General features: G+C 57.8%; 10 protein-coding genes. 7 read left to right on the top strand and 3 right to left on the bottom strand.

The genetic code is table 11. From position 1 onward, the window contains the following. The first annotated feature begins 229 nt into the window (after positions 1–229). Positions 230–1609, top strand: coding sequence for a photosystem II reaction center protein CP43 (gene psbC / locus NW856_RS05300; RefSeq protein ID WP_414383044.1), 1380 nt, complete (start codon positions 230–232; stop codon positions 1607–1609). A gap of 131 nt (positions 1610–1740) precedes the next feature. Continuing rightward, positions 1741–2799: a cobalamin biosynthesis protein CobW gene (cobW, locus tag NW856_RS05295; protein ID WP_414342924.1), complete on the top strand. Its 1059-nt coding sequence runs from the start codon at positions 1741–1743 to the stop codon at positions 2797–2799. A gap of 103 nt (positions 2800–2902) precedes the next feature. On the opposite strand, the gene NW856_RS05290 is transcribed toward cobW, so the two are convergent. After that, positions 2903–3859: an NAD-dependent epimerase/dehydratase family protein gene (locus NW856_RS05290; RefSeq protein ID WP_414342926.1), complete on the bottom strand. Its 957-nt coding sequence runs from the start codon at positions 3857–3859 to the stop codon at positions 2903–2905. Positions 3860–4072: 213 nt separating this feature from the next. On the opposite strand from NW856_RS05290, the gene NW856_RS05285 reads away from it, so the two are divergent. Further along, the gene (locus NW856_RS05285) at positions 4073–5101 is read left to right on the top strand and encodes an ABC transporter permease (protein WP_414399426.1); all 1029 of its coding nucleotides are present in this window, start codon (positions 4073–4075) and stop codon (positions 5099–5101) included. Between the two features lie 24 nt (positions 5102–5125). Here the strand turns inward: NW856_RS05285 and NW856_RS05280 are convergent, their stop codons facing one another. Next, the gene (locus tag NW856_RS05280; protein ID WP_414342457.1) at positions 5126–6121 is read right to left on the bottom strand and encodes an AAA family ATPase; all 996 of its coding nucleotides are present in this window, start codon (positions 6119–6121) and stop codon (positions 5126–5128) included. 130 nt (positions 6122–6251) lie between these two features. Between NW856_RS05280 and NW856_RS05275 the strand changes: the two genes are divergently transcribed. After that, entirely contained in the window at positions 6252–6692 is a 441-nt protein-coding gene (locus NW856_RS05275) for an RrF2 family transcriptional regulator (RefSeq protein ID WP_011432485.1), read from the top strand. Between the two features lie 78 nt (positions 6693–6770). Next, the gene (locus NW856_RS05270; protein WP_414399425.1) at positions 6771–7685 is read left to right on the top strand and encodes a S1 RNA-binding domain-containing protein; all 915 of its coding nucleotides are present in this window, start codon (positions 6771–6773) and stop codon (positions 7683–7685) included. A 247-nt stretch (positions 7686–7932) separates the two neighbouring features. Here the strand turns inward: NW856_RS05270 and NW856_RS05265 are convergent, their stop codons facing one another. Next, positions 7933–8532, bottom strand: a complete 600-nt coding sequence (locus tag NW856_RS05265) for a Uma2 family endonuclease (protein WP_414399424.1) — start codon at positions 8530–8532, stop codon at positions 7933–7935. A gap of 316 nt (positions 8533–8848) precedes the next feature. Here NW856_RS05265 and csx2 point away from each other — a divergent pair, with 316 nt between their 5' ends. Together csx2 and NW856_RS05255 are read left to right on the top strand one after the other, a co-directional pair. After that, the gene (gene csx2, locus NW856_RS05260) at positions 8849–10183 is read left to right on the top strand and encodes a TIGR02221 family CRISPR-associated protein (RefSeq protein WP_414399423.1); all 1335 of its coding nucleotides are present in this window, start codon (positions 8849–8851) and stop codon (positions 10181–10183) included. Between the two features lie 202 nt (positions 10184–10385). After that, the coding region (locus NW856_RS05255; protein WP_414399422.1) for a type III-B CRISPR-associated protein Cas10/Cmr2 at positions 10386–11847 on the top strand (1462 nt) is incomplete at its 3' end.

Below are 11847 nucleotides of genomic sequence, written 5' to 3'. Positions count from 1 at the left end.
GAGTTCCCTGAAGAAGTCCTCCCCCGCGGCAATGCGCTCTAAACCCACTGAGCTCGCTCGACTTTAGCTGCGGTAGATCCCTAGAGATCTGCTCTGTGAGGATGAGCGCTTGCCCAAGGGATCCCCTGCCGCGGATCCCAGTGGACAGGGAGCCCAACGGCAGGCGCTCGCGTTAACTAAACTTTTTTTGGTGTCTCTTGTTCCTGACTATCATTGGAGGTTGGTCTCTGTGACCTCGACAACATTTGGTTCTGCAGTGGTGCAAGATCGCACCCAAGGCGGATTTGCCTGGTGGGCTGGGAATGCCCGCTTGATTAATCTCTCCGGTCGGCTTTTGGGCGCCCATGTGGCCCACGCTGGCCTGATCGTCTTCTGGGCGGGGGCGATGCTGCTGTTTGAGGTGGCTCACTTCACGCCGGATCGGCCTATGTATGAGCAGGGCCTGATCCTGATGCCCCACGTGGCCACTCTGGGCTGGGGGGTTGGCCCGGGCGGCGAGGTGATTGACACCTACCCCTACTTTGTCATCGGGGTGCTGCACCTGATCTCCAGCGCCGTGCTGGGGTTGGGGGGCATTTATCACGCCATTCGCGGCCCAGAAACTCTGGAGCAGTCTTTCCCCTTCTTCGGCTACGACTGGAAAGACAAGAACAAGATGACCACCATCCTGGGGATCCACCTGATCCTGTTGGGGTTGGGGGCTTTCCTATTGGTGGCCAAGGCCATGTGGTTTGGCGGTGTCTATGACACCTGGGCTCCAGGGGGTGGCGATGTGCGGGTAATTACCAACCCCACCTTGAACCCCGCTGTGATCTTCGGCTACCTGTTTAAATCTCCTTTTGGTGGGGAAGGCTGGATCATCAGCGTCGACAACATGGAGGATGTAATCGGCGGCCACATCTACATTGGCATCATCTGCATTGCCGGTGGGATTTGGCACATCCTCACCAAGCCCTTTGGTTGGGCTCGCCGCGCCTTTATCTGGTCTGGGGAGGCCTATCTCTCCTACAGCTTGGCGGCGGTTTCGCTGATGAGCTTCATTGCCACCTGCTACATCTGGTTCAACAACACCGTCTACCCCAGCGAGTTCTACGGCCCCACTGGCCCAGAAGCATCTCAGGCTCAGGCTCTCACTTTCATCGTGCGCGACCAGCGCTTGGGGGCCAACATCGGCCAAGCGCAGGGGCCGACCGGTCTGGGTAAATACCTGATGCGCTCCCCCACGGGCGAGATCATCTTCGGCGGTGAGACGATGCGCTTCTGGGATGTGCGCGCTCCTTGGAAAGAGCCGCTGCTGGGCCCCAATGGGTTGGATCTGGACAAGCTGAAGAACGACATCCAACCTTGGCAAGCTCGCCGTGCGGTGGAGTACATGACCCATGCGCCGCTGGGATCCCTGAACTCGGTGGGGGGTGTGGCTACTGAAATCAACACGGTGAACTTCACCAGCCCCCGCACCTGGTTGGCCGCTCACAACTTCATCTTCGGCTTCCTGTTCTTTGTCGGCCACCTGTGGCATGCCGGTCGCGCTCGCGCTGCCGCTGCCGGTTTTGAGAAAGGGATCAACCGCGAGAACGAGCCGGTTTACCGGATGAAGCCGATCCGATAAGGGCATAAGTTCCTCTGGAATGTACCTTTGGCCCCCCTTGCCGGGGGCCTTTTTTTGGGCATCCCCCCCTCAAGGATTGGCAGAAAGAAAGTTTGGGGTGGAAACTGAAGAGCGCTGAGTCATCAGAGCAGATGCACAAGATCCCTGTTACCGTCATCACCGGATTTCTGGGATCCGGCAAGACCACGGTGATCCGTCACCTTTTGCTCAACAACCAGGGCCGCCGCATTGCCGTGTTAGTTAACGAGTTTGGCGAAGTGGGCATCGACGGCGAGTTGCTGCGGGATTGCCAACTGTGTGAGGGGGAGGGATCCATCCCCATTCTGGAGCTGGCCAACGGCTGTCTCTGCTGCACGGTGCAGGAGGAGTTTTTGCCCACCATGGAAGCTCTGTTGCAGCGGCGGGCGGAGCTAGACTGCATTTTGATTGAAACCTCAGGACTGGCCTTGCCCAAGCCGCTCGTGCAGGCTTTCCGCTGGCCCACCATTCGTACAGGCGCCACGGTGGATGCGGTGATTACGGTGGTGGATGGTCAGGCTCTGGCCTCCGGGCAACTGGTGGGGGATCCGGCGGCCCTGGAGGCGCAGCGGCAGGCTGACGAAAGTTTGGACCATGAGACTCCGCTTGAGGAATTGTTTGAGGATCAGTTGAGTTGTGCCGATTTGGTGGTGCTCACCAAGGTGGATCAGATTACCCAAGAGGAGCAAGCTCGGGTGGAAAGCTGGCTGCGGCACCACTTGCGCCCTGAGGTTCAAATCCTCCCTTGTGAGCGGGGGCAGGTTCCCCCAGAAGTGCTCTTGGGCTTTAATGCAGCGGTGGAAGACCAGCTCGAGCGCCGCCCCAGCCACCACGATCACGGGGAGGAGCATGAGCACGAAGCTTTTGAGTCTTTCTACCTCAGCTTGGAGGGAGGTTATGAGCCGGGATCCCTGGTGGCTCAGCTACGCCAGTTGGCCCAGGAGGAATGTCTTTACCGGATAAAAGGGTTTGTGGCCGTCCCCTACAAGCCGATGCGCCTGGTGCTGCAGGGGGTGGGATCCCGATTTGAAACCTACTACGACCGCCCCTGGCGACCCCAGGAGCCGCGCTTGACCCGACTGGTGCTGATTGGGCAAAACCTCAACCGCGAGCGCATTGCCGCCCAGCTCCAGGCCTTGGCCATCAGAGAAACGGTGGCCCCCACCGGCTGATCCCTGTCAGAGGCGAGTGGGATCCCTTGGGTCCTCGGCTCTCATCCCCCCGTCCCAGAGGGAAAGGAAGCAGCGTCCAGTTCTACTGTTACTCAAAGGTGGTCTAGAGGTAGGTATCCAAAAGAGAGGCCAAAGTGGGAAACCGGCAGCGCAAACCCAGGGTTTCTGGGGAAATGGCCGGGTAAACAAAATGGCGCTGGCGCAGACAATATTCATCCCACTCGGAAAGCCGCACCCGAAACAAGAAGGCCAAGCCGCGAACCAAAGCCAAAGGCAGGGGCACGCGGAAATAAATCCGCTTTTTGAAATAGGCACACACCTGTTCCACGCACTCATCCAAAGACAAGGGGGAGTTGCCCAACACCCAATCTCCTGCGCCTGGGGGATGAGCCACCCAGTGGGCGACCATCTCGGCCACATCGGCAGCATGGATGAAGTGGAAGCTGGCATCCACCCGCAAAAAGCGGATCAGATCCAGCCAGCGGAGAACGTCCTTGAGGCCGGCAGTGATGTGGGAGTAGGGGTGGTGGGGGCTGCCGCCAAAGAGCAGGGTGGGATAAAGGGTGAGCAGGCGCTCCGGCCAGAAGCCGCTTTCCTGCCGCCGCAGCAGCATCTCGTACTTGCTGCGGATGTAGTCGGTGCCGGCCCGTCCGGCAATGGCCAAAGGCTCCAGGTCCTGGTTCAAAAGGCTGGCCGTGGAAAAGTAGATCACCTGCTGACAGCGCTCCGGATCCAACAACTGAAAGAGCTCCAGGGTGTGGGTAACATTCACGGCCCAAGCCAGGGCGGGATCCCCCCAAGCCGCTGCCATGTGGATCAGCCCATCCATCTGGCGCAGCAGAGCGGCGTGTTCCCGGATGCGCAGGAGATCGCCGGGTACTAGGGTGATAGGGGCGGGCAGCCGTTCTAGGGGCAGCCGCAGGCGGCTGGTCTCGCGGATGAGAACGTACAGGTGGTAGGCGGGCCGCTCCGGAAACTCGGGATCCCTTTGCTGGGCCAGGCGCTCCAACACATAGTGCCCCAGGCAGCCGCTAGCGCCGGTAAGAAACAGGTTTCGCAAGAGGTCTTCCCAACGGGACTCGATGAAAAAAGCTTCTGACTAGTGTACCGCTTCAGCTTCTGTCTGCCGGACTGCCTGAGCCCTCAATTCCCCTGCAAGAGAGCCGCTCGACTTGGCAAACCCCACACTGGAAATCTGGCCGCAAGGATGTCAGCATAGTTCGACAAGAATCCAACTCAAAGAGCGCACCACTTAAGGTATCCATCTGCATCTGTGGCTGTAACCTCCTCTCCGCCTTCCCGTTCCCGCGCTTTTGACCTTTGGCCTCCCCTGGCCTTAGTTTTGCAGCGGATCACCCAAGCGGTGCCGGTGCTGCTGTTGATCACGCTGCTCAGTTTTTTGCTGTTGCAACTGGCCCCCGGAGATTTTTTGGATCCCTTGCGGGCGGATCCCAGTGTCAGCCAGGAGTTTATTGCCCAAGAGGAAGCGCGGCTGGGGTTGGATAAGCCCTTGGTTTGGCAGTACTTGACCTGGCTGGGCAACCTGCTGCAAGGGGATTTCGGGGTGAGCTACACCTATCGCGTGCCGGTAGCACAGCTCATCCTCTCCCGCGCCGGCGCTACCTTGCTGTTGGCGGTGTCCTCTGTGGTGCTGACTTGGCTGGTCGCCATTCCCCTAGGGATCCTGGGGGCGCTGCGGCAGAACACCCCCCTGGATCGGGCGTTGCAGTTGCTCAGCTACCTGGGCCAGGCCATGCCCAGCTTCGTGCTGGCCATTTTGCTGCTAATTGTGGCCCAAAACGTGAGCTGGCTGCCGGTAGGGGGGATGACCAGTGTTTATTTTGCCGAGCTTAGTTTGGGGGAAAAGTTGCTGGATCTGGGCCGCCACCTGCTCCTGCCCACCCTCGCCTTGAGCATCACCAGCTTTGCCGGGCTGCAGCGGATTACGCGCGGCAATTTCTTGGATGTGCTGCGGCAGGAATACATCCAGGCGGCGCGGGCCCGTGGGATCCCAGAGTGGCGGGTGATCTGGTTGCACGCGCTGCGCAACGCCGTCAACCCCTTGATCACGATCTTGGGCTTTGAGTTTGCCAATCTGCTCAGCGGCTCTTTTATTGCCGAGTTTTTCTTCAATTGGCCGGGGCTGGGCAAGCTGCTCTTGGAGGCTGTTCAAAGTTTCGACATCAATGTGGTGATGGCGGGGCTTCTGCTGGGGGCCATCATGCTCATTCTGGGCAATTTGTTGGCCGATCTGCTCCTGATGTGGGTGGATCCCCGGATCCGACCCGACTCACTGCTGTAGTTAACCATTGCTGCTACGGATCCCTCAAACAGGCGGCTCAATTGTGGAGACAATATCCCGAATCACCGCCTCAGCCTCTTGCCGTCGGTTGCCGGCCATCTCTCCCGACCCGGCCAGAGAAACCCGATGGGTCAGTACCGGCACGAACAGTGCTTGCAGATCTTCTGGTAGACAAAAGCTGCGCCCTTTCACCAGCGCCTGAGCCCGTGCTGCCCGCGCCAAGGCCAGGGCTCCACGGGTGGATACCCCCGCCCGCAGCAGCTTGGACACGCGAGTGGCCTGCACCACCTGCAGAAGATAGTCCGCCAGGGATCCATCCAAATACACCTGATCCACCGCCGACTGAATCTCTCGCAACTCCATCAGGGAGAGAACCGGCTGCAGAGCATCCACCGGCTCGGCCTGTTGCCGTTGCAAGAGTAAAGCTCGCTCTACCTCAGGGCTGGGGTAGCCAATCGACAGCCGTACCAAAAACCGATCCAACTGGCTTTCTGGGAGGGGATAGGTGCCGTGGTACTCCAAAGGATTTTGGGTGGCCAACACCATAAATGGGCTGGGCAGCGGGTAGGTGCGATCGTCCAGCGAAACCTGCTTTTCCGCCATTGCCTCCAGCAGGGCACTTTGGGTGCGGGGCGAGGTGCGATTGATTTCATCCGCCAAGACCACGTGGGCAAAAATGGGGCCGGGACGAAATTCAAAATCCCCTTTTTCTTTGTTGAAAAGGGTGAGGCCAAGGATATCTGTCGGCAATAGGTCACTGGTAAATTGAATCCGCTGAAACTTGGCTCCCAAACTGTGGGCGATGGCCCGCGCCAAAGTGGTCTTGCCTACACCGGGCACATCTTCAAGCAAAACATGACCTTCCGCAACCAAGGCCGTGACCACCGCCTGCACCACCTGCGATTTGCCCTGAAACACGGATTCGATATTGGCAATCAGCTTGCCAATCTGTTGGTGCAAGGTTTGTAATCGCTCCGCTGGGATCCGTGCTGAACCAGACCGGGTGCTGACACTCGCCATAAACCATTCCCAAAGGGGCCTATTCCACCTTACAGGCTGGATCCCATTGCCAGCTCAGGGCGGGATCCCGCTAAACCCCAGTGAAAAACCGGAGTATCATAGACCTAAGCCCTCCACAAGGATGGATATCTTGGAACTGTCTTGCAAAAGTGAATATGCTCTCCTGGCCCTTCTGGAATTGGCCCAGCACTACAGCGATGGCCAGGTGCTGCAGATTAAAGAAATTGCGGCTCATCAGTCCATACCCGACCGCTACTTGGAGCAATTGCTGGCCACCTTGCGCAGACAGGGGTTGGTGCGCAGCCAACGGGGATCCAAGGGAGGCTACTTCCTGGCCCGAGCACCCTGGCAGATCTCGCTGCTGGATGTTATCCAGGCCATCGAGGGGGAAGATCTCAGCCGCTCCCGCGACTTGCCCTCGGGCGATCTCACCCCAGAGCGGGAAGTGCTCCTGAAGGCCTGGCAAGATGCCCAAGCTGCGGCGGTAGCCATTCTCCAGAAGACCACCCTACAAGACCTCTGCGACCGGCAGGCACAACAGCAACAGGCTCGGCTCATGTACTACATCTAGGCCAGAGGCTGGAGCTGGGATCCCTGGCAAGTTTTGGGTTATCCTGAAACACATTGCTTTTCGAATTGAGCCCTTTCCATGACCGTTCGCTCTTCTCGCTCTCAGGCTGCCGATACGTTTTCTGCGGAAGATTTTGCCCAAGCTTTAGACAGGCAAAACCTCAGCTTCCAACCGGGGCAGGTGGTGCAAGGCCGCATTTTCCAACATCAGAACGATGGCGCTCTGGTGGATATTGGCGGCAAATCCCCGGCCTTTTTGCCCCTCAAGGAAGCAGGGATCCGCCCAGGGGAAGATTTGAGTGCGCTCTTTCCTTTAAAGACAGAAGCCGAGTTTCTCATCCTGCGGGAAGATGCAGAAGGACAAATTGTGCTCTCGGCGCGGCGGCTGAGGCTGAAGCGGCTTTGGGAAGAGCTGGCCCAGAAGCAAGCCAACGGCCAGACGGTAACCGTTCCGGTGATCGCCACCAACAAAGGGGGGGTGGTGGTGGATGTGCAGGGGCTGCGCGGCTTCATTCCCCGCTCCCACCTCAGCCAACGGGAAAGTCTGGAGGAGTTGGTGGGGCAATCCTTGACAGCAAGCTTTATCGAGGTAAACCCAGAAGCCAACAAGCTGGTGCTCTCCCAAAGGGCGGCTGTAAAGTCCGAGAACCTGAGCCGTTACGCCACCGGCCAAGTGGTGGAGGGCAAGGTCAGCGGACTAAAACCCTTCGGTGTGTTTGTGGACTTGGAAGAAGGGGTAACCGGGCTGTTGCACATCAAGCAGGTCAGCCAAAGTTTTGTAGCCTCGCTACCGGATTTGTTCAAACCAGGCCAACGCATCAAAGCTGTTGTCATCGATGTGGATGAGGCCAAGGGACGGATGGCCCTCTCCCTGCGGGTGCTGGAAAAGCATCCGGGCGAGGTGCTGGAGCAGCTGGACAGGGTTATGGAGGAGGCCGAAGAGCGGGCCGGTAAACTCAAGGGGAGAATAACATCCGACGGCCAAGTCATCTGATCCCATCTCTGCCTCGAGTTCGGATGCAAAACCTGCAGAGGGAAAGCAAGACGCCTTACGGCAATCAGAGGAAAATCATCCTTGCCGCGAAGGCAAGGGCCGCTGGGCTAAATCTGTGCTCAACGCCTTACGGCAATCAGAGGAAAATCATTCCGTGACCGTGGACATCATGTCCATGACCGTGGAGTCTGCCGGATGCTCTCTTTCTGGAACTAACTCTGATTATCGTGGGCTCGCTAGGTACCCCCTAAGGGATCCGGGCTTGAGCGAATACATCTTGAGGGATCACCTTTAGACCCGGCAGGAAATCATCTTGAATGGCTTGGGATCCCGTAAAGGTGCGCGGCGGGGCATCGGGATAGAAGACCGTGATGCTCTTGGCTTGGGGATCCACAACCCAAACGCGGGGGATCCCAGCTTCTAGATAATCGGTTGCCTTCTGAGCTATGGCCCCAAAACTCTGGCCAGGAGAAAGGATCTCGATCACCAACTCGGGAATGGCAAAACAAGGTTCATCGGTCATGGCCTCAACTGGCAATCGCTCGTTAGAGATGTAAGTAACATCAGGAACTGGGATCCAGGGCTCTGCCTTTCGTGTTAAAACAACTGCCCACTCAGTATGTGCTGACCCAGGCTTAGGACACTCAGGGCTAGAGCACCAGTCCTCCAAAATTTGCCACAACACCGGTTGGAGACGAGCATGGAAGCGTTTTGGCGACATGGGTTCGTTTTTGGAGACGGCCCGCCCATCGACTAGCTCATAGACAATATCCCCCTCCGGCAAGGCCAGAAACTGTTCGGGAGTTAGCTTTTGACCTGAAATGGACAACTCTGGAGTCGATAGCATCACAGGATCCCCGTTGTTTAGGATGGCCGAATCTCTGTCTAGGCTAGCTCTGACATCCCCCACCTTCACCGTTTTGAAACAGTTGTCGAGCAGGGATCCAAATCCAGCGGCAAGATGGCTCCACTCAATTTTGGGGGTAGAGATCCCCATCTTTCTGGCACCGGCTGAGCAGAGGATGCCACTTTTCGGGAGAGGATAGGGCAACATTCAACCCAGAACCCTCTCCAGGCAACTTGAGAAGGGGGGGCTTCCAAGCTGCAGTAGCTTGAAGATGCCCGTGCTTCAATGCTTGAAAGCCATCATCGAGAGGATCCCTATGGCTAATACCCTTTTGACCACTCTAGGCACCAGCCCCTACAGCGAGACGGTGTATGTTTTTGGGGAGCGGAAAGCCGATAGAACCCGTTATGTTGCCAAAGCCCTCTGTCAGCTCTTTGACATCGAGAGAGTGATTGTGCTGCTAACCCAAGAAGCACATGACACCCATTGGAAGCATCTACAGGACTGCCTACCCCCCCACGTGGAGAAAATTGCCAAGGCCATTCCTGAAGGGAAAACCGAGGCAGAGACCTGGCAGATCTTCGATGTGCTGGTCGATAGCATCGAGCCCCATACGCGGCTGGTTTTCGATATCACCCACGCCTTTCGCTCCATCCCCGTACTGGTGCTCTTGGGAGCCGCCCTTTTGCGCAAGGCCAAGAATGTAAATATTCAGGGGCTGTACTACGGTCTCTATCTCAAAGACCAGCAGGAAACACCCATCATCGATCTCACCCCCGCCCTTCGGCTTTTGGATTGGCTGACAGCTACCGACAAATTCATCAGCACCGGCTCGGCGCTGGAGTTGGGCCAACTTTTGGATACAGTTCAACGGGACTTTTACCGCCGACAAAAGTCTGGCAAAGGGGATCCCAGACCTACTCGGCTGCAAAGCTTTGGCCGAGCCATCCGCAATGTTTCCCGCTCTCTTGAACTGGTAAGACCTGTCAATCTCCTAAAAGAGGACTTGCCCAATTTGCAAAAGCACTCCACCGCGGATCTGGAGCAAGAGGTGGGTCAATTTGCCAAGCCTTTTGGCCTGCTGCTGCGAAGCATTCAGGATAGCTACAGCCAACTGGCTCTACCCGCGGACAGGGCTTCGGATCCCAAAGCCCAAGTTCAAAAGCAATTTCAACTGCTGCGCTGGTATGTAGAAAAGCGCCTCATCACCCAAGCTCTTCTACTGGCCCGGGAGTGGGTGGTCTCCGCCCTTTGCCTCTGTGAGGGGATCCAAAACTACCTCGAACGAGAAGAGCGGCAGGGAATTGAACACCAGTTGGCATCCCTCATTCCACGAGAAGACCAGCCCCTTGGAGATCCCCCTGCGACTGGCGAATCGGGCCGATCCCTCATTCCACGGGAAGACCAGCCCCAGGCGCCTCCTGACATTGCTGCCCATGTTCCCGATGTGCAGAAACTTGCCAACCTCTGGTCTCGCCTCAGCCAGTACCGCAACGATGTTGCCCATGTGCAGATGAATCCAAACCCTTTGAACAGCGAAGCTCTAGAAAGCTTTGTTTTGCAAGACCTGCTGCCTGGCCTGGAAGAGCTGTTTCCCAAATTGACCTGGGCAGAAGGGAAGTTGGAAGGGGATCTTTCCACTTCTCCGTAGGCTAAAGACATCGGTTCGCCCTCAGGTTCTGGGTTTTTGGTCAAACAACGGCTATTGAGAAATACTGAAGAAAACTGAGGGCTGGCCGGGATCAGATCGATGTTGTTTTGTAGCTTCTGTAGCCACGACATCGGGTGGCTACCGGGGTTTTGTTCCTTGTTCGAGGAGTTCCTAACTGTTCTGTTTCTCCAGCGAAAACACCATGTCTTACTACTGGCAAGCTAAGCTCTGGGGTCTGTTACATGATCCCGCCCTCAAAGCCCTACACGACAGGACTGGCCGCTCCAAGGAAGGGCTGTGGACCAGACTGGCGGCGATGCAGGGATGGTCTTCTCCCAAAGCCGAGGGATCCTCTCCCATAGGCGATGCCGATCTCATCGCCTCGGCCAGCGACCGCGCGGCCATTGGCCATTTGCCTGTAGCCATCGACTACCAGGTTGAGGATCGCGGCCAGGGGTTAGGCTCTGGACTGGAGATGAGCCATCTGCTCTCGGGGCGCAAGCACTTTTGGCAATTGTCCAATGAGCAACACCAAGCCCTCAAGGATGCCCGCTCCCGTGCAGACCACCTGATGGAACGGGAGGAGAACGCCATCCCTGATTGGGTTCGGCAGGAGACGGATCCCCAAAAAGTGTTTTGGTGGTTTTGGCGGTGCTTTCCCCAAGCTATTTGTCAGGAGTTTGGGGATGAAAGCTTGCTGTTATTGCCAGCAGAAACCCGGCTGCCAGACGGATCCCTGTGGAGCCACGCCAGCGTCACCGCAGCCCTAGCGGGATGTTTGGCCGGCTACGACGAGCCCAAGTTCGCGCGTCCCTTCTTGGTGAGCTTTACCTTCAACCCCATCCAGGAGCTGATCAAAGCCAGCCGCAAAATGCGGGACTTCTGGGCTGGCTCCTGGCTGCTGCACTACCTTTCTGCTCGCATAAGTTGGCGGCTTGCCGAGAAATACGGTCCCGACTGCCTACTCTACCCCAGCCTCTATGGCCAGCCATTAATCGACTACTGGCTGCGGGAGAAGTACCCCGAATTTGAAGAATGGATCCCTCAACCTTCTGCCAACGCCCTGCTCACCGCCGGTTTTCCCAACGTGCTCCTGCTGCTGTTGCCGGAAGACCGGGTGCAAGCGGCCATGCAGATGGCGCAGCAGACCCTCAAGGAAGAATGGAAGCAGTTGGCCCAGAAGGTGCTGGATTACCTGCAGGGGGATCGCCGCTGGCTGAGGCAGTTGCACCCAGAGGACCCCACCTGGCAGGGATGGCTGGAGCATCAGTGGCAGCACTACTGGGCAGCCGTGCCCTTGGGATCCCCGGCTCATGCCCTCAAGGATACCGGCATCCTCAAGCCCCCTCAGGTTTCCATTGATGAGGATCCCTGGGTCAGTGCCCAAAACCGCACCTATCACCTGGGGGCTAAGCAAAAGCTCTTTGCTGATGAGGAGCTGGAGTTTCTGCGGGCTAGCTTCTGGGATCCCAAAAAGCAAGAGCGCCGCCAATACAAAGCCGGACTCAACGTCGGATCCTGGTGGGCAGCTGCAGTGGAGCAAACTCGGCGCCTACAGGCAGCTTGTAAGCAGGCCCGCGATTGGCAGCTCCCCGTTGCGTTTGGGCCGCGCAGCACCGTTTCGGGCTTGGGGCCGGTGGTGCATCCCTCACCGCGGCAGGGGT

It is taken from the genome of Synechococcus sp. R3-13 (assembly GCF_047462195.1).
Taxonomy (GTDB): Bacteria; Cyanobacteriota; Cyanobacteriia; order Thermostichales; family Thermostichaceae; genus Thermostichus.
The sequence above is the reverse complement of the archived record's forward strand: the minus strand, read 5'-3'. Positions and strand labels throughout refer to the sequence as shown.

What these genes read in the sequence shown, in the direction of transcription:
- cobW (WP_414342924.1), top strand. Translation starts at nt 1,741, where the DNA reads ATGCACAAGATCCCTGTTACCGTCATCACCGGATTTCTGGGATCCGGC.
- NW856_RS05280 (WP_414342457.1), bottom strand. Translation starts at nt 6,121, where the DNA reads ATGGCGAGTGTCAGCACCCGGTCTGGTTCAGCACGGATCCCAGCGGAG.
- NW856_RS05270 (WP_414399425.1), top strand. Translation starts at nt 6,771, where the DNA reads ATGACCGTTCGCTCTTCTCGCTCTCAGGCTGCCGATACGTTTTCTGCG.
- NW856_RS05265 (WP_414399424.1), bottom strand. Translation starts at nt 8,532, where the DNA reads ATGCTATCGACTCCAGAGTTGTCCATTTCAGGTCAAAAGCTAACTCCC.
- csx2 (WP_414399423.1), top strand. Translation starts at nt 8,849, where the DNA reads ATGGCTAATACCCTTTTGACCACTCTAGGCACCAGCCCCTACAGCGAG.